The sequence below is a fragment of the Microbispora sp. KK1-11 genome (assembly GCF_006874435.1).
GTDB classification, from domain to species: domain Bacteria; phylum Actinomycetota; class Actinomycetes; order Streptosporangiales; family Streptosporangiaceae; genus Microbispora; species Microbispora catharanthi.
In genome coordinates this window covers 1-22,091 of the sequence record NZ_VIRJ01000058.1, presented here as the reverse complement: position 1 = coordinate 22,091, position 22,091 = coordinate 1, and the positions used below count along the sequence as shown (strand labels likewise).

Annotated in this window: 11 protein-coding genes; 4 read left to right on the top strand and 7 right to left on the bottom strand. The window is 73.4% G+C overall.

The genetic code is table 11. The features are described from left to right. On the bottom strand, positions 1-1,348 hold a 1,348-nt coding region (locus FLW16_RS41880; protein ID WP_142566554.1), incomplete at its 3' end, for an alpha-galactosidase. A gap of 1,012 nt (positions 1,349-2,360) precedes the next feature. Between FLW16_RS41880 and FLW16_RS41875 the strand changes: the two genes are divergently transcribed. Next, a complete protein-coding gene (locus tag FLW16_RS41875) occupies positions 2,361-4,223 on the top strand; it encodes a cytochrome c oxidase assembly protein (RefSeq protein WP_142566549.1) in 1,863 nt (620 codons plus the stop codon). 48 nt (positions 4,224-4,271) lie between these two features. On the opposite strand, the gene FLW16_RS41870 is transcribed toward FLW16_RS41875, so the two are convergent. Both FLW16_RS41870 and FLW16_RS41865 read right to left on the bottom strand, forming a co-directional pair. Next, on the bottom strand, positions 4,272-6,044 hold the full coding sequence (locus FLW16_RS41870; protein ID WP_396687218.1) for a DEAD/DEAH box helicase: 1,773 nt from the start codon (positions 6,042-6,044) through the stop codon (positions 4,272-4,274). A 114-nt stretch (positions 6,045-6,158) separates the two neighbouring features. Continuing rightward, on the bottom strand, positions 6,159-7,658 hold the full coding sequence (locus FLW16_RS41865) for a von Willebrand factor type A domain-containing protein (protein ID WP_260616186.1): 1,500 nt from the start codon (positions 7,656-7,658) through the stop codon (positions 6,159-6,161). Positions 7,659-7,833: 175 nt separating this feature from the next. On the opposite strand from FLW16_RS41865, the gene FLW16_RS41860 reads away from it, so the two are divergent. Next, positions 7,834-9,018, top strand: coding sequence for an MFS transporter (locus FLW16_RS41860; protein WP_260616185.1), 1,185 nt, complete (start codon positions 7,834-7,836; stop codon positions 9,016-9,018). On the opposite strand, the gene FLW16_RS41855 is transcribed toward FLW16_RS41860, so the two are convergent. Beyond that, positions 8,985-9,791 (bottom strand): SAM-dependent methyltransferase, encoded by an 807-nt coding sequence (locus FLW16_RS41855; RefSeq protein WP_260616183.1) that lies wholly within the window; start codon positions 9,789-9,791, stop codon positions 8,985-8,987. The two genes, FLW16_RS41860 and FLW16_RS41855, sit on opposite strands and share 34 nt — an antisense overlap. 121 nt (positions 9,792-9,912) lie before the next feature. Between FLW16_RS41855 and FLW16_RS41850 the strand changes: the two genes are divergently transcribed. Then, a complete protein-coding gene (locus FLW16_RS41850) occupies positions 9,913-11,235 on the top strand; it encodes an MFS transporter (protein WP_142566548.1) in 1,323 nt (440 codons plus the stop codon). Here FLW16_RS41850 and FLW16_RS41845 read toward each other — a convergent pair. The 3 genes from FLW16_RS41845 to FLW16_RS41835 all read right to left on the bottom strand — a co-directional run bounded on the left by FLW16_RS41845 (position 11,138) and on the right by FLW16_RS41835 (position 16,848). After that, complete coding sequence (locus tag FLW16_RS41845) at positions 11,138-12,547, bottom strand: acyltransferase (RefSeq protein ID WP_142566547.1); 1,410 nt, start codon at positions 12,545-12,547, stop codon at positions 11,138-11,140. The genes FLW16_RS41850 and FLW16_RS41845 overlap by 98 nt on opposite strands. 81 nt (positions 12,548-12,628) lie before the next feature. Beyond that, a complete protein-coding gene (locus FLW16_RS41840) occupies positions 12,629-15,295 on the bottom strand; it encodes an exo 1,3/1,4-beta-D-glucan glucohydrolase (protein WP_142566546.1) in 2,667 nt (888 codons plus the stop codon). A gap of 125 nt (positions 15,296-15,420) precedes the next feature. Then, positions 15,421-16,848: an acyl-CoA carboxylase subunit beta gene (locus tag FLW16_RS41835; protein WP_142566545.1), complete on the bottom strand. Its 1,428-nt coding sequence runs from the start codon at positions 16,846-16,848 to the stop codon at positions 15,421-15,423. Positions 16,849-17,326: 478 nt separating this feature from the next. Between FLW16_RS41835 and FLW16_RS41830 the strand changes: the two genes are divergently transcribed. Continuing rightward, the coding region (locus FLW16_RS41830; protein WP_142566544.1) for a type I polyketide synthase at positions 17,327-22,091 on the top strand (4,765 nt) is incomplete at its 3' end.

The following is a 22,091-nucleotide window of genomic DNA, read 5'->3' as shown; positions in this document are numbered from 1 at the left end:
GGCCGTTGCAGTCCCAGAGCTGCGCCTGGGCGCCGTTGGCCTGGGAGACGCCGGCGACGTCCAGGCACCGGCCCGACCCCACACCCTTGATCGCGCTTCCTCCGGTGGGAGTGGGCGTGGGGGACGGAGTGGCGCCGCTCCCCGTGACGGTGAGGAGGACCGCTTCGCGGGCCGGCACGGTCGTGGTGTAGCCGCCGTCGAACGTCCCGGAGTCGGTCCCCGTCCAGAGGTTCCGTACGGTCGCCGGCCCGGCGAGGCCGAGGTCGGACCAGCGGGCGGTGATGGCGGCGGGCGAGGTGGTCCGGTTGAGCAGGAGCACCGCGCGCCGGCCGGTCCCCGACAGCACCTTGGCGTACACCTGGCGGCCGCTCAGGTCCTCGGCCACCTTCACCCCCTGCCGCCCGAGGGGGTCCTGGTCGACCGCCAGCACCTCCCGATTGGTCAGGATCGCCCTGGTCTCGGCGCTCATCGTGGCGAGGTTGTTGCCGGCCAGCAGCGGCGCTCCCGAGATCGCCCACAGGCCCATGTGCGTACGGTTCTGCGCGGCCGAGAAGCCGTTCATCCCGACGACGAGCATGTCGGGGTCGTTGTAGTGCCCCGGGCTCTGGGCGGCGAGATGCTGGGCGGAGTCGAAGTTGGCCAGCACGCGGTCCATCGACGCGGTCTGCCCCCAGTAGATGATGTCGCCGCTGGTCCGCCACATGGTGGACATGCTCGGCGCCCAGTCCCAGGGGCTCTGGACACCCCAGTTGCACACCGACAGCACCATCGGACGCCCGGTCTGTGCCGTGGCCCGGTCTATCGCGTCACTGATCGCCTGGTAGGCGGTGCGAGGGTTGAGACCCTCGGCACTCCCTCCGCACCAGTCGACCTTGACGAAGTCGAAGCCCCACCGGGAGAACTGGAGGAAGTCCTGGTCGTAGTGGCCCTCGCTGCCGGTGTTCGGCGCGGCAGGACGGCCGGTCGGGTAGTAGTAGCCGCATCCATTCCGACCGGCGTCTGTGTAGATGCCCGCCTTCAGACCCTTGCTGTGGATATAGTCGGCGATCGCCTTCATCCCGCCCGGCCACTCCGCCGTGTCGACCGTGATGTTGCCGGACGCGTCACGCGTTCCCTGCCACCAGCCCTCGTCGATGTTGACGTACTGGTAACCGGCGTCCTTCATCCCCGAGGACACCATCGCGTCCGTCTGAGCTTTGATCACGTTGTAGTTGATCTGGGCCGCGAAGGTGTTCCACGACGCCCAGCCCATCGGCGGAGTCGTCACCGCCGCCACCGCCGCGCCGGCGTCAGTTCTCGTCGTGGCGGCCGCGGCGCCGTCCGCGACCGCCCACCCCGCCGGCACCATCGTCACGATCGCGAGGTGTACGGCGGCGACCAGCCGCCGTAGCCGCCGAACGCGGGGGGAACGGCCACCCACGGTATGCCCGGGGGGCCGTCGCCGGCCAGGACCGCGAAGTCGCATTCGTTTCTCCTTCTGATAGGGGGCCCTCGACAGGTGCGGGCACGGCCGATCTCCGGAGAAGGAAGCCGGCGGATCCCGCGTCCAGGTCGAGCGGGCATGGCTGTACGACAAGGAGGAAGCCGGGATACCCGCGAGATTCACTGCGTGGCGGATCGCCGGACGCGACGCGACCGGCGTCACCGCCGGCCCCTGCCGCTCATCCCCGACCCAGGCAGGAAGAAGCCGAACGCGAGATCAGTGTCGAAACCACCATGAGATGTGTCAAGACCGTTGAGCGAATCGTTTCGCGCAGGCATCTCCCGTCGCGGCCCCAGGTGTCCGACGAACCCGCACCTCCCGGCGTGCGCCCCGACCGGTGAAACTTTCAGCGCGGTCCGCAGGCGAGGAGGAGGTGCGCCCCCGGATGCCCGGGAATCCCGGCGGCAGCCCTGACCCGGGGTCTTGACAGCGTTCGCGGCGTCGTATTTGCTCCGCTGCATCAACCCCTCGGGCGGCTCCCCGGAAGGAGAACATCTCCGCCATTGAATTGTTAACGCTAACAATCCCACGTAGAACCATCTGGAGGAAGACCTGACCGTTCCCGCGACCGCGCGGCATCTCGCGTCCGACCCCGTGAGACAGCGCGATCGCACCGGCTTCTCCCCCACGCGCCTCACCTGACGGGAGGAAGGAGAACATGTCGGCACGTCGACGCTGACACGCCCGGCCGGCTCTCGCACCGATCTTCCCCACGATGCGAGTAGCCCGCCACGTCGGCATCGGCCCAGGAAGGGGCCGTTGAACGTTTCAGCCGGACGCCGCAGCGAGGGCCGATCCTGTCGCGGGGGCTGCCCTGAGGACGCCCGTTCGGTCATACTCGCTAGCGATCAACGGTGCCGAGCCGAGGACGCCGACGATGACATCTCCCCAGCGCCACCGCGGCGTAGTAGTCCCCGCCGTCGCCGCGACGGCGTTCGCCGTGCTGGCGCTCGCCCTGTGGTTCGGCGGCGGCAGACCGCAACCGGCGATCCAGGGACTGCCCTCCCCCGGTGCCCTGACCGTCTGGGGCCTGCCGGTCGTGCGCCTCGTCCACGACCTCTGCGCCGCCGCCACGGTCGGAGTCCTGCTGGCGGCCGTCGTGCTGGCCCCCGCGCGCGGCCGGGCCCTCGTACGGGCGGCCGGGGCCTGGGCGCTCGGCTGGGCGGCGAGCGCGGCGGTCACCGAGGTGCTGACGCTGTCGGACTTCCTCGGGCTGCCCCCGGGAGGCGCGCTGCGCTCCGGCGCGCTGCCCGCCTTCCTCTTCCACATCCCACAGGGGCAGGCGTTCCTGACGGTGACGCTCGCGGCTCTGGCGATCGCCGCCGGGTCGCTCCTGCCGAACGGCCCCCTGCTCCGGCTCACGCTGCTCGCGGTGGCGCTCCTCGCGGTGCTGCCCCCTGCGTACGTGGGCCACTCCGCCTCGGCCGCCGACCACAACCTCGCCGTCCTCAGCCTGATGGCGCACGTGGCGGCCGTCGCGCTGTGGACCGGCGGCCTGTACGCCCTCGTGGCGCACCTGCGCGCCGCGCCCGGGCTCACCGTCGCCGTGCGCCGCTTCAGCACGCTCGCGCTCGGCTGCTTCGCCGCCGTCGGGGCGTCCGGCGCGCTCAACGCCTGGGTGAGGCTCGGCTCGCTGCCCCTGCTCTGGCAGTCGAGGTACGGCCTGCTCGTGCTGGCCAAGATCGCCGCGCTGGCGGTGCTCGGCTGGTTCGGGTGGCGGCACCGGCGCGGGACCATCGAGGCGATGGACTCCGGCGGGGCCCGCGCGCCGTTCCTCCGCCTCGCCTGCGGCGAGATCGCGGTGATGGCCGGCACGCTGGGCCTGGCCGTGGCGCTGGGACGCACGCCCCCGCCGGCCACGGAGACCGCCGTACACGAGCACGACGCGCTGGGATACGCCCTGCCTCCCCTCACCCCGGGCGCGCTCGTCACCGAGGTGCGGCCCGACCCGATCGCGCTGCTCCTGCTGGCCGCCGCCCTCGCCGCGTACCTGTCCGGCGTACGGCGGCTGTCGCGCGCTCCGGGGGACGGAGAGGGGTGGCCGGCCGCGCGGACCGCCTCCTGGCTGGCCGGTCTGGTCGTCGTCGGCTACGCCACGTCGGGAGGAGTGGCGGCGTACGCGCCCGCGCTGTTCTCGGCGCACGCGGCGCAGTACGCGCTGCTCGGCGCCGTGGGTCCCGTCCTGCTCGTGTTCGGCGCCCCGGTGACGTTGTGGCGGCGGGCCCGTCCGGATGCGGATCCCGTCGGCGGTCCCGCCGGCCGCGCGCTGTCACACCCGGTGACGGCGCTGGCCGTGTACGCGCTGCCGTATCCGGCGCTGTACCTGACCGGCCTGTTCGGATACGCCCAGCCGAGCCTCGCCCTGCGGCTTGCCGCGCAGACGGTGGTGACGGTCACCGCGGTGCTGTTCCTCGCGGTGGCCGCCGGCGCGGACCCGCTCCCGCGCGCGATCCGGCCCCAGGTCCGCGCCTGGATGCTCGCGGGGGCGATCGCCGTACGCGCGTGGACGGGGCTGGTGGTGCTGGCGGGGCCGCCGCAGGCACCGATATGGTACGCGGCGCTTGGGCTGCCGTGGGCGCCGGACCGGGCGTCCGACCAGCGGCTGGGGGCGCTGCTCGGCACCGGTGTCACCGTCGCCGTCCTCGCGGGCCTGCTCGCGCTGCTGCTCGCCCGCTGGCGCGCGGCGCGGCGCAGGACCGCCGCGGCCGCCCGCTCAGGGAGGTCCGTGGGCGCCCGCTGACCGACCTTCCCATGCGATCCGGTCGGCCGGCGGCGGAGAATCCGGCGGTCAGCGGCGGCCGCGGGGGGCGCCGTCGCGGTCCCTGCGCACGATCGGCTTCCTGCCCTTGATCGTGGTGTGGCGCAGCGCCGAGACCACCTCGTCCACGGCGCCGTCCGGGATCTCGACCAGGGTGAACCGGTCGGCGATCTCGATCGCGCCGATCTCGCGCCCGCTGACCCGGGTCTCCCCGGTGATCGCGCCGACGATGTCCTGGGGACGCACGCCCGCGCTGCGGCCCGCGCCGACGAAGACGCGGCTCATCGCGCCGCCCCCGCGCCGCCCGCGCCGGTCGTCGCGGCCGAACCTGTCGTCGCGCGGCCCGCGCTCGGGCCGCTGCGCGCGCGGCGTGACCTCGGGGATCTCCTCCTCGTCGGCCGCGGCGCCGGTGGACTCGTGGGCGAGCTTGACCGCCGCGAGCGCGATGTCGACCAGGTCGAACTCGTCGGCGAGCGTCTCGACCACCACGCGGAAGCGGTCGAGGTCGCCGTCCTCCATCAGGCTCTCCTGCAGGGCGGCCCTGGTGAGCTCCAGCCGCCGGGCGCGCAGGTCGGCGACCGTCGGTACCTTCTCCACCGCGATCTTGCTGCGGGTGACGCGCTCGATGGTCTTGAGCATGCGGTGCTCGCGCGGCTCGGCGAGCGTGATCGCGACGCCCTCGCGCCCGGCCCGGCCCACCCGGCCGATGCGGTGCACGTACGACTCGGGCGCGGACGGCACGTCGTAGTTGATGACGTGGGTGAGCTGCTCGATGTCGAGGCCGCGCGCGGCCACGTCGGTCGCGACGAGCAGGTCGGCGGTCCCGCTGCGCAGCCGGCCCATGACCCGGTCGCGCTGCTCCTGGCCCATGCCGCCGTGCAGGGCCTCGGCGCGGTAGCCGCGGCCGTTCATGGTCTCGGTGAGGCTGTCGACCTCCTCACGGGTGCGGCAGAAGACGATCGCCGCGGTGGGTGCCTCCACGTCGAGCACGCGGCCCAGCGCGGCCGGCTTGTACGCCCGGCTCACGATGTAGGCGCTCTGCCGGATGAGCGGGGCCTCGCCGGCGGCGGGCGCCTCCCGCTCGATCCTGATCCGCACCGGCTCGCGCAGGTGGCGGCGGGCGATCCCGTCGATGCGCGGCGGCATGGTCGCGGAGAACAGCACGGTCTGCCGGTCCTCCGGGGTGTCCTGGAGGATCGCCTCGATGTCGTCGGCGAAGCCCATGTCGAGCATCTCGTCGGCCTCGTCGAGGACGATCATGCGCAGGCCCTTGAGCGGCAGGGTGCCCCTGCCGATGTGGTCGAGCGCCCGGCCCGGGGTGGCGACGACGACGTCCACGCCGCGCTCCAGCGCCCGCAACTGCCGCCCGATCGGCTGGCCGCCGTAGATGGGCAGCACCCGCGTGCCGAGGTCGCGGCCGTAGCGGTGCATGGCCTCCGACACCTGCACGGCCAGCTCGCGGGTGGGCACCAGCACCAGCCCCGCGGGCTCGCCGCCGCCGGCCTCCATGGCCGCCGGGTGGAGGCCGCCGCGCAGCCGCTGGAGCATGGGCAGGGCGAACGCGGCCGTCTTGCCCGTGCCGGTCGCGGCCTGTCCGAGGAGGTCGCGGCCCTCCAGCAACGGCGGGATGGCCTCCCGCTGGATCGGTGTGGGCTCCTCGTAGCCGAGACCGGACAGGGCCTTGAGGAGCTCGGGGCCCAGCGCCAGATCGGCGAAGCCGGGTCCTTCGTCAAACTCGTTCACGGCCATGTCCTGCTCCTGGTCCTGCTCCTGGTCCCGGCCTGCGGCGGGGCGAATGTGCACGGGACGACCCTATGGTCTTTCCGCCCTTACCCCGAACGCAGCCCCCGGCACCTGGCCCGGCTTCCCGCGTTTCCCTCGGCTCGCCGGCCGGGGCCGCCGCCCTTGCGTGGGCGGTCAGCCCAGGTCACCGGCCCTGCGCAGCAGCGTGGCCAGTTCGGTCACGGCCGGGTCCTCGGTCCGCGCCGCCAGGCGGTCGGCCTGGCCGGTCAGCTCGGCGAGGCTCCACGTCCCGCCCTTGCCGGACCACGGGGCGCGCAGGTGCTCGGCGAAATCGGCGGCCACGGCGTCGACCTGGAGACGGACGGAAGCGCTCCCCCACAGGGCCGGGGCCAGCGCGTACACGTCGACGCTCCGGTCCGCCTCGGACGGCCGCCGGGTGTCGGGGTCCAGCCAGCGCACCGTGGCGGTGGCGAGCCGGCCGTCCGCGCCGGGGCGCAGGCGCACCCGGTAGAGCGCGGTGACCGAGTGACCGGGACCGATCTCCCCGCCGTCCTTGCTGTCGTCACGGAAGTCCTCCGAGGTCAGCGCGCGGTCTTCGTATCCGAGGAGCGCGTACGACTCGACCGCCGACGGGTTGAAGGCGACCTGCGCCTTGGCGTCCCGGGCACGCACCTCCAACGTGGTGGTCAGCCGTTCGGTGAAGGCCTTCCGCACCTCGTCCTCAGTGGAGACGTACACGGCCGCGCCGTCGCCCCTGTCCGCGAGCTGCTCCATGAGCTGGTCGCCGTACTCGCGGCCGACGCCCACGCACAGCAGGGTGATCTTCTTGCCGGCGTACTCGCTCACCCGGTCGAGGATCGCCTGCCAGGCGGTCTCGCCGGTGTTGGCCAAGCCGTCGGACAGCAGGATGACGCGGTTGGTGGCGTCCTCCCTGAAGGCGCCGGCCGCCAGGCGGTAGCCGGTCTCGAGGCCGTCCGACAGGTTGGTCGATCCGTCGGCGCTCAGCATGTCGATCGACCGGTGCAGATCGGAGCGGTAGGTGACCGCCGTCATCTCCGCGACCACCTGGGCCTCCTCGCGGAACGACACGATGGATACCTGGTCGCCGGGCACGAGCTGGTCGACGAGTGTGTGCAGCGCCCGGCGCACGAGGTCGAGCCGGCCGGGCTCGGCCATGGACCCGGAGACGTCGACCACGAAGGTGAGGCTGACGGGCCGGCGCACCGACGTGTCCGGCGCGCGGGTCTGCAGGCCGACGCGGAGCAGCGCCGTCCCCTTCTCGGGCATCCTGGCGCCGTCGAGGTGGACGGCGAAGCCGTCGCCCTCCGGCTCCGCGTAGTCCTGGCGGAAGGCGTTGACGAACTCCTCCGTACGCACCTGTCCCGGTTCCGGCCGGCGCCCCTCCTGTATGGCACGGCGGGCGTAGCCGTAGGAGGCCGTGTCGACGTCGAGGGCGAAGGTCGACGGCTCCTCCGCGCTGTGCGCCCCCTGTTCCCGGTCGAGTGAGGGCATCTGTCCGCCGGTGTGGTCCTGCCGGGCGGAGTCCGGGAAGTTCTGCGGGGCGGCCGGCGCTCTGGCCCCGGCGTCCGGGGCGCTCACCCCGGCGGAACAGGCGGTGGCGAACAACAGGGCGATCATGGTCAGGGTCGCGAGGATCGGGCTGGACTTCTTCATGGGCGCCTCCAAGGTCTGTCCACCCTCTGGGACGGACCCCGGACGGCCGTGGGCCGCCTCGGTCATCCAAGTGAAGACGAACCGTTCCCGGCTCGTGATCATCGAAGCCCGGCCCGTCACGGTAGTCGCAGGGGTCACGCTGCCGGCATGGCTCCCGAGGACATACCGTGTGATCGTGGATCTTCTGGAGCTGAGACGGGCCAGGTTCGCGGTGTCGGTCACCTTCGCTCTGCACGGCGCGGTGACGGGCGGCTTCGCCTCCCGCATCCCCTGGATCCAGGATCACGTCGGGGCCGGGCCCGGCCAGCTCGGGCTCGCCCTGCTCGCGCCCGCGGTCGGCTCCATCCTCGCGATGCCGACCGCCGGGCGCCTCACGCACCGGTTCGGCGGGCGGGCCGTCACCCGCGTCTCGATCGGCCTGTGGTGCCTGCTCCTCGTCCTGCCCCCGCTGGCGCCGAACCTGCCCCTGCTGTGCGCGGCGCTCATGCTGTACGGCGCGGTGGCCGGCATCGGGGACGTCGCGATGAACGCGCAGGGGGTGGTGGTCGAGCAGCGGCTCGGCCGTTCGATCATGTCCGGGCTGCACGGCATGTGGAGCGTGGGGACGCTCGCGGGCGGCGCGGTGGGCACGCTGGCGGCGAGCGCGGGCCTCGACGCCCGGCTCCACCTGGGCGGGACGGCGGTCGTGCTGTTCCTCGTGGCCCTGGCCGTGGGCCCGCTGCTGCTCGACGTGCGGGCGGGCGAGGACGAGCCGGCCCCGCCCCATTTCGTGCTCCCGCCGCGTGGAGTGCTGCTCATCGGGCTGGTGGGCTTCTGCTCGGTGTTCGGCGAGGCCGCCGCCCAGGACTGGTGCGCGGTCTACCTCCGGCAGGTCGCGGGCGCGTCCCAGGCGGTGGGCGCCGCGGCGTACACGGCCTTCGCCTGCATGATGGCCGCGGGCCGGTTGTGCGGCGACGCGGTGGTGCGGCGGCTGGGGCCGGTGGCGACCGTGCGCGGCGGCGCCGCGCTGTCGGCGCTCGGCGGGCTGCTCGTCGTGGTCTCCCGGACCCCGGTGCCGGCGATCGCCGGGTTCATGCTGATCGGCGTGGGGATCGCGGTGGTCATCCCGCTGGTGTTCGCCGCGGCGGGCAACGCCGGGCCCTCGCCGAGCGAGGGCGTCGCGGGCGCGGCCACGGTGAGCTACGCGTCGGGGTTCGTCGCGCCGAGCGCCATCGGCGGGATCGCCACACTGGCCGGGCTGCCCGCCTCGTTCGTTCTCGTCACCGTGCTGCTGCTGGCGGTCCTGCTGGGCGCGGGCAGGCTCGCGCCCTCGGCCGGGACGGCGCGTCAGGAGACGCGGCCGACCCCGCACAGGAAGTAGTTCTTGACCGCCAGCAGGCGAGGGTCGAACGCCTCGTGTTCGGGCCGCCACTGGTGCAGGTTGACCACGCCGGGCTCGACCAGGTCGAGCCCCTCGAAGAACGGCGTGATCTCGTCCGACTGCCTGGCCACGAACTGCGCGGACGCGCCCTGGTAGACCCGCTCGACGGCGGGCGCCCGCTCCGGGCGCTCGTCCACCGCGACGTGCGAGATGGCCACGTAGCTGCCGGGTGGGAGCGCCTCGCGGATCTCCTTGATCAGGCGGCGGGGTTCGTCGGAGTCGGGCAGGAAGTGGACGATCGCGAGCAGCAGCACGGCGACCGGCCGGTCGAGGTCCAGGTGGCCCCGCACCTCGGGGTGGGACAGGATCTCCTCCGGCCGCCGCAGGTCGCCCTCCACGACCCGCACCTGCGGGCTGTCCTGGAGCAGCGCGCGGGCGTGCGCGAGCACCTGCTGGTCGTTGTCGACGTACACCGTCTTCGAGCCGGGCGCGTGCTCGGCCGCCACCTGGTGGACGTTGCGCTGGGTGGGCAGGCCGGCGCCGATGTCGAGGAACTGCCGGATGCCCCGGCCGGCGAGGAACCGCACGGCGCGGACGAGGAACTCGCGGTTCTCCCTGATCCCCAGGGGGATCTCCGGCACGTACCGCAGCACCTGCTCGGCAGCCGCCCGGTCGGCGGGGAAGTTGTCCTTGCCCCCGAGAAAGTAGTCGTACATCCGCGCCGCGTTGGGCACGTTCGGGTCGAAGCCGGGCCCCATCCCCGCCGGTTCCATGACGCCTCCCCTGATCATCATCGACGCGGGCGATCCTAGCTCGTTGCCCACGAAGCACCGCATCTATAGAGGAACGCGACATTTCCCGAAGATCGACGCCTGACGATGTCATGATCGTTCCATGACACCCCTGCGCCGTGTGCTGGGCGCGTATCTCGCCGACGGCGTCACCCGTGCCAACATGTGGGCCCTGCTCGCGCTGGCGACGGCCGGCACGGCGGTGATCTCCTTCCTGCCGTCGGCCCAGCCGCACATCCTCACCACGATCCTGGGGCTGCCCGAGTCACGGCAGGGCACGGTCGTCGGCCTGCTCAACACGGCGGCCGAACTCGCCATGGTCGCGAGCCTCGCCTGGTATGGCGCGCTGGCCGACAGGTTCGGGCGCCGGGTGATCGTGGTCTCCGGCCTGGTGCTGTGCGCCGCCGGCACCGCGCTGTTCCCGTTCGCGGCCAACACGGCCGTGCTGGCCGCGCTCCGGGTGGTGTTCGGCCTGGGCGTCGCGGCGATCAACGCGATGCTGTCGACGATCGCGATCGACTACGTGCGCAGCAGGTCGCGTGGGGCGTCGTACGGGCTCATCGGCTTCTTCGGCGGCCTCGGCGCGCTGGTCGCCGTACTGGTCCTGGTGCGGCTGCCGCAGACGCTGGAGGCGGGCGGAATTGCGCCGGTGCAGGCGGCCCGCACGGCGTTCCTGCTGATCGCCGCGGGCGTCCTGGTCACGGCGGGCCTGCTGTGGCTGACGCTGTCGCCGGTGCGGCCGGTCGCCGCCGAGCGCGTGCCGCTGGTGCGGCTGGTGCGCGAGGGCGTGGCGCTCGTCCGCGACCCGGGAGTGGCACTGTCGTACGCGGCGTCGTTCGTGGCGCGGGCCGACCTCGCCATCGTCGTCGCCTTCATGTCCTTGTGGATCAAGAACCACGGGACCGAGCACGGCGGGCTGTCCGGCGCGGAGGCGCTCGCCAAGGCCGGCGCCGTGGTAGGCGTCTCGCAGATGGTCGCGTTGCTGTGCGCGCCGGTGTTCGGCTGGCTGGGCGACCGGATGCGGCGCCAGGATCTGGTCGTCGTGGCACAGGTGGTCGCCGCCCTCGCCTACCTGTCGACGCTGCTCGTCTCCGATCCCCTCGGCCCGGGCATGATGCTGGTCGCCGTGCTGATCGGCGTGGGCGAGATCGCCGCCATCACCACGGCCGGCCCGCTGCTCGCGCAGCAGGCGCCGGCGGCGGTGCGGGGCTCGGCGTTCGGCGTCCACACGCTCTGCGGCGCGGCCGGGGTGATGATCATCTCGGCGCTCGGCGGGGCGTTGTTCGACGCGTGGCGCCCCGCCGGGCCGTTCGTCGTGGCGGGCGTCTTCAGCCTGGCGGTCGCGTGCTTCGGCCTGGCCGTACGGCGGCGGGTGACGGCCAGGGCCGAGGCCGACGTCGCCGGGGAGGCCGTCCCGGCGGCCTGACACCGGCCGGGCCTGTCGCGAGGGCCGTGGAACGCGCCCTCCGGGCCAGGTGACGGCCCAGGGACTGGGCCGGGCGCTCGACGGCGCGGTAGGTCAGCGCGGAGCAGGCGATCACCACCGCGAGCAGCAGGACGGCCATGGCCAGGCGTTCTGTGAGGGAGAAGCGGCCCGGGTCCGTCGTCAGCCGCCGGAGCACCTGCACGGCGAGGGGATGCAGCAGGTAGACGGAGTAGCTGATCAGGCCGAGCCACACGAGGGCGCGGGGCATCGGCCGGCGCCGCAGAAGGCGGGCGGCCAGGAAGGTGGCCCATGCCGCGGCGACGGCCGTGGACCACCCCCTGGTGAACGCCAGCACCTGGTCGTCGGGCATGCCCCAGCCGGGGCCGAAGGCCCACGCGGCGCCGATGGACGCGACCGGCACGCACGCCAGCGCCCACCCGCTCTTCCTCCAGCGCAGTTGTCCCTGGTCGAGCCGGTAGAGCACGGTGCCGGCGAACATCGTCGCGAGGATGGCGAGGCTCTGCCACGCCCCGATCCGGCTGTTGACGCCGAGCAGCACCAGGGCCAGCACGGCCGCGGCGGCGGTGCCGCACGCGCGCAGCCGCCCGCGACAGGCCAGCGACGCGGCCGCCGCGAGCAACAGGACCGCCGTGACCGCCACGACCTGGGCGGTGCCCGCGCCACGCGACAGCGCGCCCGCCGGAAGCAGTCCGCCCACGGTGAGAGCCGCCGCGGCGAAGGCGAGCATGCCCGTGGCGCTGGCGCGGTGCACGCCCGCCACGAACATCGCCGTCACGAGCAGGTAGAAGACCATTTCGTACGACAGCGTCCAGAACACGTTGACGACGCTGACCACCTGAAGAAGGTCCTGCAGCATCGTCAGGTGTGCCAGGGCCGAGATGCCCGGATTGTCGGCCAGCTGATCCGGCAGCGTCGCGTACACGCCTTCGGCGCCGAACACCGTCCCTGCCGCCGCGGCGACGAACCACAGGGGATACAGGCGGAAGACCCGGTTGATCCAGAATCCGCCGACGCTGCCGCGGCGTTCCAGCGAGACCGGCACCACGTAGCCGCTGACGAGGAAGAACACGAGCACGCCGTACTGGCCGAAGTTGAACCACTGGCCGGCGCCCGCGCGCACCTCGGGGAACAGCGCGTCCAGGGAGTGCTCGAACACCACGACGATCGCGGCCATCCCGCGTAACGCGTCCAGCCATCCCTGCCGCGGCGCCGGCGACGGCGGCTGCGGCCGCGCAGATGATTCCTCCTCCCTGACACCGCTTGGGCTCGTTTCCACAGCATCGACGAACATCCGGTCAGGGTAGGAGGTCAGCCTGGGAGAATCGTGAGCGCCCCCTGAACGCGGCCGCGCTCAGGGGGCGCTCACGTGCCGCTATGTCAGGTCCGCGCAGCTTCGCGCGTCGGCGTCCTTGGCCGCGCCAGGCACCCACCGGACGTTCGCGAACGAGGCCGAGAACGCGCCGTCCGTGTAGACGAGGAACGGCGTGTTGACGTTCTCGAAGTCCAGGTTGGGCGAGAAGCAGGAGACCGGGATCTTGACAGTCGCCTTCGTGCCCACGGGCAGCTTCTGGAACAGCGACGTCGCCACGACCTCCGCGAAGCACGGGTAGACGCAGTGGGCGCTGATCACCGTGCGGGCCGCCGGCGGCTGGTGGACGATCGTGTCGAAGACCAGCGCCGCGTCGGCGTTCAGGTAGCCGCGCAGGTCGCTGCCGCCCGCGGGGTTCTGCAGGTAGATCTGCGCCGCCCCGGCGCCGTTCCAGGTCGCCTTCAGCCCGTCGCCCTGCAGGTTGACGTCCGACGGGACGACGGCGATCTCCGAGTGCGCCGCCTCGCCGTCCACGCCGATCTCCGTGCCGCCCCAGTTCTCGGCCGAGCCGATGTAGCTCTTGTACGGCGCCACGTCCTGGCGGTTGTAGATCTCCAGGTCCTCGGTGGCGGTGCCGCCGCCGCCCGTGCCGGAGCAGCCGAACTCGGGCGAGGTCTCGTCGAGCGCGCCGACCGACCCGGTCTGCCCGTAGCGCAGGCCGTAGCCGAGGGGGAAGAGCGGGTCGTATCCCTCCTCGCCGGGATTGAGCGGGGACTGGCAGGCGCTCCTCGGCCACGAGTACGACAGCGTGCCCGTGTAGCCGGAGCCGCTGTTGCGGCTCCTGACCAGCAGGTCGGCCACGCCGCCGCCCTCGGTGCCGGGAAGCCAGGCGACCACGAACGCGTCCGACCGGTTGAGCTCCTTGTTCACATGCAGCGGGCGGCCGGTGACGTAGACGGTGACGACCGGCGTGCCCTTGCCGGCGACCTTGTCGAGCACCGCGAGGTCGCCGGGGTAGAGCTTGGCGGCCTCCAGCGAGCGCCGCCCGAGGTCGCCCACGCCCTCGGCGTAGGGCGTCTCGCCGATCACGGCGATCACGGCGTCGTACCGGCTCGGGTCCACGCCGTCGGCCGTCTCGCTGAAGGTCACGCTGTCCGTGCCGAGGACCTCGCGCAGGCCGCCCAGGATCGTCGTGCCGTTCGGGAAGTCGGCGGCGGTGTTGCCGGTGCCCTGCCAGGTGAGGGTCCAGCCGCCGGTCTGGTTCTGCATGCTGTCGGCGCTCTTGCCGACCACCAGCACCCTGGATCGGGGCGAGAGCGGGAGGACCTTCCGGTTGTTCTTCAGCAGGACCTGCGACTCCCGCACCGCCTTCCTGGCCAGCGCCCGCGCCTGCAGGGCCTTCGCCGAGCCCGCACCGGGGCGCGCGGAGGGCTTGCGCGCGTCGAACAGGCCCGCCCGCAGCTTCACCCGCAGGATGCGCGTCACGGCGTCGTCGATCCGGGACATCGGGATCTCTCCCGCCTCGACCTGGGCGATGGTGGTGGAGATGAACGCCTTCCAGTCGTTGGGCACCATCACCACGTCGATGCCGGCGTTGATCGCCCGCGCGCAACTGGAGTTGGTGCACCCGGCGACCTGGCCGATGCCGTTCCAGTCGGAGACGACGACGCCGTCGAAGCCCATCTTCTGCTTGAGCACCTCGGTGAGCAGCTTCCTGCTGCCGTGCGCCTTGCCCTCGGTGATGCCGAGGTCCTCGTTGGTCCAGCTGTTGAAGGACGCCATGACGGTCTGCGCCCCGGCGGCGAGCGCCCCGTAGTAGCCCTGGCCGTGGATGTTGATCATGTCGGCCTCGGACGAGGGGTTGACCCCCTGGTCCTGCCCGTTGAGCGTGCCGCCGTCGCCGATGAAGTGCTTGGCGGTGGCGATCACGCCCCGGTCGCCCAGCCTGCGGGAGCCGCCGTCCTGCAGGCCGCGTACGACCTCGTAGCCGTACGCGCGGGTGATGCGCGGGTCCTCCGAGTAGCCCTCGTACGTGCGGCCCCAGCGGTCGTCCCTGACGACGGCGAGGGTGGGCGCGAAGGCCCAGTCCTGGCCGGTCGCGCGGACCTGCGCGGCGGTGGCGGCGCCGATGTCGCGCAGCAGGCAGGGGTCGTGCGCGGCGCCGAGGCCGATGTTGTGCGGGAAGAGCGTCGCGCCGAACACGTTGTTGTTGCCGTGCACGGCGTCGATGCCCCAGATGACCGGGATCTTGGTCCGCGTGCTCACCGACGCCTGCCAGTACGCGTCGGCGAGGGCGAGCCAGTCCTGTGGTGAGGCGTGCTTGTCGCGGCCCGGCCATGACCCTCCGCCGTTGAGCACGGAGCCGATGCCGTACTGTGCGACCTCCGCCGGAGTGATCGCGGAGATCTCCGGCTGGGTCATCTGACCGATCTTCTCGGCCAGTGTCATCCCCGCGACGATCTTCGCGACGCGCTTCTCGTCGGCCGGGTTGCGCCCGGCGTCGCTTCTGACCGCAGGCCAGTCGGGCAGCGCGGGCAGGCGCTTCTCGATACGCGCGCAGCCGTGGTCCATGTCCGGTCTGCCGACCACCGGCCGGCCGGTGGGCGTGCCTACGTGCCCCCGGGTCTCGGGGACGGCCGCCGCGACGGCGCCCGGGAGCAGGGCGAGGCCGGTCAGGGCCGAGAGCAGCCGCCGGCGGCCCGGCGGGCGGGGGGTGATCAGTCTGCGCATGAACGTCCGTTCTCCAGGAGCCGCGTGGGCCGGATCGGGTGGTACGGGCGTGTTGCGCAGATCGTCACCCCGGACGGCCCTCCGGTCAAGAGAGCGCTCTCCCGTGCCCGGGGACTCTTGCGGGGTCAGAGCGGGATGTTGTTGTGCGCTCCCCGCGTGGCCGGCGCCGCGGCGAGGGCCTCGGCGAGCCGCCGCCGGGTCGTCCGCGGGTCGATCACCTCGTCCACGACCCGGAGGTCGAGCGCCCGGCGGACGCCGCCGGACAGTTCCTCGTGTTCCCGCACCAGCTCGGCGCGCAGCCGCTCCCTGTCCTCCCCGGAGGCGGCGGCGAGGCGCCGGCGGTGCAGGATTCCCACCGCCGCCTCGGCCCCCATGACCGCCACCTCCGCTCCCGGCCAGGCGAAGACGGCGGTCGCCCCGAGCGAGCGGGAGTTCATGGCGATGTAGGCGCCGCCGTAGGACTTGCGGACGACCACCGTCACCCGCGGCACGGTCGCCTCCGCGAAGGCGTGCAGCAGCTTCGCCCCCCGGCGGACCACGCCGCCCCACTCCTGGCCGACGCCCGGAAGGTAGCCGGGGACGTCCGCCAGCACGACCAGCGGAACGCCGTGGGAGTCGCACATCCGGACGAACCTGGCGGCCTTCTCCGCCGACAGGGCGTCGAGGCAGCCGCCCTTGCGGAGCGGGTTGTTCGCCACGACGCCGACCGTGTGCCCGGCGAGGCGGCCGAGCCCGACAACGATGTTCGGTGCCCAGCGGGCCTGGATCTCGACGAACGCCGCGCCGTCCTCGCCGTCGTCGAGCAACGCGCGGATGACCGGGCGGATGTCGTACGCGCGGCGGGCCGACTCGGGCAGCAGGGCGGCCGGGTCGCGGTCGTCGGCCAGGCCGTCCAGGGCGTACCCGCCGGTGTCGGCCAGCAGGCCGGTGACCGTGCGGGCACGCCGGTAGGCGTCGTCCTCGTCCCCGGCGACCACGTGCACCACGCCGGAGCGGCGGCCGTGCGCGTCGGCGCCGCCGAGCCCCTCCATGTCGATCTCCTCGCCCGTCACGCTGCGGACCACGTCGGGGCCGGTGACGAACACCCGGCCCAGGTCGGACATGACGATCAGGTCGGTGAGGGCCGGTCCGTACGCCGCCGCGCCCGCCGCCGGGCCCACGATGACGGAGATCTGCGGCACCCGTCCTGACGCGCGGATGTTCGCCTCGAAGACCAGGCCGGCGCCGTGCATCGACTCCACGCCGTCGGCGAGACGGGCCCCGCCGCAGTGCCATACGCCGATCACCGGCGCCCGGCGCCGCAGCGCCTCGTCCACCGCGGCGACGATGTGCCGGGCCCCGGACAGCCCCAGCGCCCCGCCCATGACCGTCGCGTCGGTGCAGAAGGCGACCACCGGAGAGCCGTGGACGCGCCCGGTGACCGCGAGCACCCCGCTTTCGTCCTCCGCGTGCAGCGGCGTCATCGAGTCCGCGTCGAGCAGGCGGCCGAGCCGGGCGACGGGCTTGCGGACGTCGCGGCTCTCCTGCGCCGCCACCGCCTCGGCAACGGTCATGGATCTACCCCCATTGGTCTGCGTGCGCTCGCGTTTCTCCGGAAACGGTAGGCAAATCCCGCCTATCGGGTCCAATTACGATTTCCGATGGAAATAGATAAAGAAATCCTTATGAATAGGCCGATATGCCCGTGACGGCCATCACAGTTGACTATTTCATGAAATTCGTGCAAATGTCGATTGGGTCGGCCGTCCCGGAGCCGCGGGCTCCGGGACGAGAAGCGCGGGCACGGCGAAACCGCGCCGCCGCTGCTCACGCGCGTTCTCGGAGAAAGGCCGCCGTGCGGGCGGGCCGGGCTGTCTCCTTCTCCGTTTCGGCCGTGGAATGGGGCAGCCCGGGCCGCACCGCCGCGCGCCGGGGGGAAAGCGGCGAATGCGGCCGAGCCGGTCAGGCGTATGCGCGGACGAGAAGCACGAAGAAAACCACGACAGGCACGACGAGAAGCACGGGCACGACGCGAGGGGACGGATGTTCACCATGGACGAGGCGGTCGGCTACGGCGAGGACGCGGTCGCGGTGGTCGGGCTCGCCTGCCGGCTGCCGGGAGCGCCGCACCCGCGGGACCTGTGGGAACTGCTGCGCGCGGGGCGCGACGCGGTGGGCCCGCCCCCGGAGAGCCGCCTGGCCCGCGAGCCCCGGCTCGCCGGCCTTCTGGGCGGTTTCCTGGACCGGGTCGACGAGTTCGACGCGGGTTTCTTCGGCGTCTCGCCGAAGGAGGCGGCGGCGATGGACCCCCAGCAGCGGCTGACGCTGGAGCTCGCCTGGGAGGCGCTGGAGGACGCCGGCATCCGGTCCGCCGACCTCGCGGGCACGTCGGCGAGCGTGGTCATCGGGGCGATGGCCGCCGACTACGCCACGCTCGTCTACCAGCGGGGAGAGGCGGCCATCACCCGCCACACGCTCGCCGGGCTCACCCGCGGCATCCTGGCCAACCGCGTCTCGTACGCGCTGGACCTGCGCGGGCCGAGCCTCACCGTCGACACCGCGCAGTCGTCCGCGCTGGTCGCGGTGCATCTGGCCTGCGAGAGCCTGCGCTCGGGCGAGGCGCCCGTCGCGCTCGCGGGCGGGGTGAACCTCAACCTGGTCCCGGAGAGCACGGCGACCGCGGAGCGATTCGGCGGCCTGTCCCCCGACGGGCGGTGCCACACCTTCGACGCCCGGGCCAACGGCTACGCGCGTGGGGAGGGCGGCGGGATCGTCGTGCTGAAGCCACTGCGCCAGGCGCTGGCCGACGGGGATCACGTCTACGCGGTCATCCTGGGCAGCGCGGTCAACAACGACGGCGCGACCCCCGGCCTCACCGTCCCCGGCGCAGCCGCCCAGGAGCAGGTCGTACGGCTGGCCGTGGAAAGGGCCGGCGTCGATCCCGCTGACGTACAGGCCGTCGAGCTGCACGGCACCGGCACCAGGGTCGGCGACCCCATCGAGGCGGCGGCCCTCGGCGCCGCGCTCGGCGCGGCCCGGCCCGCGACGCGACCCCTCCTGGTGGGGTCGGCGAAGACGAACGTCGGCCACCTGGAGGGAGCGGCCGGCATCGTCGGGCTGCTCAAGGCCGTGCTCAGCATCCACCACCGGGAGGTTCCGGCCAGCCTGAACTACGAGACGCCGAACCCCGGCATCGACCTCGCCGCCCTCAACCTGCGGGTCGCCACGGAGCTCTCCCCCTGGCCGCGCCCGGACGCGCCGCTGATCGCGGGAGTCAGCTCGTTCGGCGTGGGCGGAGCGAACTGCCACGTCGTCCTCGCCGAGCCGCCGCCGGCGCCCGCGGCCCACGGGCCGGGAGCGCCGCCCCGTACGACGCGGCGGACGGCTCGGGAGGAGGTCGCCACCGACGCCGGTCCGGCCGGGGACGGCGAAGCCCTCGGGTCCGGCGGGGGCGGCGGGGGCGGCCCGGAGGTCGTTCCTCTCGTCCTGTCGGCTCGCGACCCGGCCGCCCTGCGGGAGCAGGCCGCCCGGCTGAGCGGCTCCGCCGCCCTCGACGCGAACCCGTCCGACGTCGCGCTGTCGCTGGCCACCGGCCGCACCGCCTTCGAACACCGGGCGGTCGTGGTGGGCGCGGACCCCCACGACCTGCGGGAACGGCTGCGCGCGTTCGGCGCGGGCGACCTGGCGTCCGGAACGGTGCAGGGCAGGGCGCGCGACCTCGGCGGCACCGTGCTCGTCTTCCCCGGCCAGGGCAGCCAGTGGGCGGGCATGGGCCGGGACCTGGCCGACGCCTCTCCCGTCTTCGCCCGTCACCTGGCCGAGGCCGCCGAGGCCCTTCGCCCCCACGTGGACTGGTCGCCCCGCGACGTGCTGTGGAACCTGCCGGGCGCGGAGTCGTTCGAGCGGGTCGACGTCGTGCAGCCCGCGTTGTTCGCCGTGATGGTGGCGCTGGCCCGGCTGTGGGAGCACTTCGGCGTCCGTCCCGGCGCGGTCATCGGCCACTCGCAGGGCGAGATCGCCGCAGCGCACGTCGCGGGCGCGCTGTCGCTGGAGGACGCCGCCGCGATCGTGGTCCTGCGCAGCCAGGCGCTCGCCGCGATATCGGGTCGCGGCGGGATGGCCTCGGTCCCGCTGCCGCATCCCGTGGTCGAGGCGCGGGTGGCCGAATGGGCGGGGCGGCTGGAGATCGGGGCCGTCAACGGCCCCTCGGTCACCGTCGTCTCCGGAGACGCGGACGCGCTGGACGAGCTGATCGCCCGGTACGAGGCCGAGGGCGTCGCGGTGCGGCGGGTGCGGATCGACTACGCCTCGCACTCGGCGCACGCGGAAGCCGTACGGGGCCGCCTGCTGGACTGCCTGCCGGGGCACCCGGCTCGGCGGAGCGGCGTGGCCTTCTACTCCGGGCTGACGGGCGGGCGGCTCGACACCGCGGAGCTGGACGCGGACTACTGGTATCGCAACCTCCGCCACACCGTGCGGTTCGACGAGGCCGTCGGGGCCGCGCTGCGTGACGGCCACACCGTGTTCGTGGAGGCCAGCCCGCACCCGATCCTGATACCGGGCGTCCGGGAGATCCTGGACGCCGGCGACGCCGCGCCGGGCCTCGGACGCGTGGTCACCGGGACGCTACGCCGCGACAGGGGCGACCTGGGCGAGTTCCTCCGGGCGCTCGGCACGCTCCACGTCAACGGCGCGCAGGTCGACTGGAGCCGGGCCGTACGGCCCGGGGCGCGGCGCGTCCCGCTGCCCACCTATCCCTTCCAGCGCCGCAGGCACTGGATCGACACTGTCGCCGCGGCGACGGAGCCGGGAGAGCTGCGGGCACAGGCCGCGCCTGCGCCGGCACAGCGCCGGCAGGAGATACCGCGCCAGAAGGAAACACCGCACGGGCAGGAGACGGCCCGGGATCCGGAGGTCGCGAGGAGCGAGCAGGCGTCGCTCGATCTCGTCCTGTCCGCGACGGCGGCCGTCCTGGGGCATCCGGACGTGCGGAGCGTCGAACCGCACCTTTCCTTCAAGGACCTGGGGCTCGACTCACTGGGCGTGGTGGAGCTGCGGGACGCCCTGGCCACGGCCACCGGTCTGACGGTTCCCGCGACCGTCACGTTCGAGCACCCCTCGCCCCTCGCGCTGGCCCGCCACCTGAGCGCGCTGTCCGGGGGCGGCACGACCGCTCCCTCGACGCCTCCCGCGCAGGCGTCGGAGGAGCGGACGGCCGACGAGCCGATCGCGGTGGTCGCCATGGCCGGGCGTTATCCCGGAGCCGACAGCCCGGAGAGGCTCTGGGAGCTCGTGCTCGACGGCGCCGACGCCGTCACCGGCTTCCCCGCCAACCGGGGCTGGGACGTGGAGGCGCTGCACGACTCCGCCGCGGCGCGGCCGGGCACGTCCGTGACCGGTGAGGGCGGCTTCCTGCACGACGCCGACCGCTTCGACGCGGAGTTCTTCGGCATCAGTCCCCGCGAGGCGGCGGCCATGGACCCCCAGCAGCGTCTCCTGCTGGAGGTGGCCTGGGAGGCCTTCGAACGCGCCGGTGTCGTGCCGCGGTCGCTGGCGGGCAGCCGCACCGGCGTGTTCGTCGGCATGATGCCCCAGGACTACGGCCCCCGGTTGCACGAGACGGCCGGTGGTTCCGAGGGCTACGCCCTCACGGGCACGGCGACCAGCGTCGCCTCCGGCCGGATCGCCTACACCTTCGGGCTCGAAGGGCCTGCCGTGACGGTGGACACGGCCTGCTCGTCGTCGCTGGTCGCGCTGCATCTCGCCGTACGGTCGCTGCGGTCGGGAGAGTCGGACCTGGCCCTGGCGGGCGGGGTGACGGTGATGTCGTCACCCGGCATGTTCACCGAGTTCTCCCGGCAGGGCGGGCTCGCGCCGGACGGGCGGTGCAAGGCCTTCTCCTCCTCGGCGGACGGGACAGGCTGGGCCGAGGGCGTCGGCCTGCTGCTGGTCGAACGCCTGTCGGACGCCCGCAGGAACGGTCACCCGGTGCTGGCGGTCATCCGGGGCACCGCCGTCAACCAGGACGGCGCCTCCAACGGCCTCACCGCGCCCAACGGGCTGTCGCAGCAGCGGGTGATCCGCCAGGCCCTGGAGGACGCCGGACTCGCTCCTTCGCATGTGGACGCGGTCGAGGCGCACGGCACGGGCACGAGGCTCGGCGACCCCGTCGAGGCGCAGGCGCTGCTGGCGACGTACGGCAAGGATCGGCCGGCCGACCGGCCGCTGTGGCTCGGCTCCCTCAAATCCAACATCGGTCACACGCAGGCCGCGGCGGGCGTCGCCGGCGTCATGAAGATGGTGCTGGCCATGCGGCACGGCGTCCTGCCGAGGACACTGCACGCCGACGATGCGTCGCCGTACGTCGACTGGTCGGCGGGCCTGTCGCTGCTGACCGAGCCCGTGCCCTGGCCGGAGACCGGCCGCCCGAGACGTGCGGGGGTGTCGTCCTTCGGGATCAGCGGCACCAACGCCCATGTCATCGTCGAACAAGCACCCGACCAGGACGCCGCCCCGCAGGCTTCTCCCGCCCCGTCGCCGTCCGGCCCGCTGAAAGCGTCTGCTGCCCAGGACAGCGGAAACTCCCCCGTCACCGCGTCAGACGGTCGTCGGGAGGTGCCGGGCGCGGCTGGTTCGGTGCCGGTGGTGCCGTGGGTGATCTCGGCGCGGTCCCGGGATGCGCTCACCGCGCAGGCCGCCCGGCTCGCACACCATCTGGACCGGCACCCCGAGTTGGACCCGGTCGACGTCGGCTACTCCCTGGCCACCACCCGCACCCGGTTCGACCACCGCGCCGTCATCATCGGCACCACCCAGC

Coding starts and splice junctions, on each gene's coding strand:
- FLW16_RS41855 (WP_260616183.1), bottom strand. CDS start 9,791: ATGGAACCGGCGGGGATGGGGCCCGGCTTCGACCCGAACGTGCCCAAC.
- FLW16_RS41875 (WP_142566549.1), top strand. CDS start 2,361: ATGACATCTCCCCAGCGCCACCGCGGCGTAGTAGTCCCCGCCGTCGCC.
- FLW16_RS41835 (WP_142566545.1), bottom strand. CDS start 16,848: ATGACCGTTGCCGAGGCGGTGGCGGCGCAGGAGAGCCGCGACGTCCGC.
- FLW16_RS41845 (WP_142566547.1), bottom strand. CDS start 12,547: ATGTTCGTCGATGCTGTGGAAACGAGCCCAAGCGGTGTCAGGGAGGAG.
- FLW16_RS41840 (WP_142566546.1), bottom strand. CDS start 15,295: ATGCGCAGACTGATCACCCCCCGCCCGCCGGGCCGCCGGCGGCTGCTC.
- FLW16_RS41865 (WP_260616186.1), bottom strand. CDS start 7,658: ATGAAGAAGTCCAGCCCGATCCTCGCGACCCTGACCATGATCGCCCTG.
- FLW16_RS41850 (WP_142566548.1), top strand. CDS start 9,913: ATGACACCCCTGCGCCGTGTGCTGGGCGCGTATCTCGCCGACGGCGTC.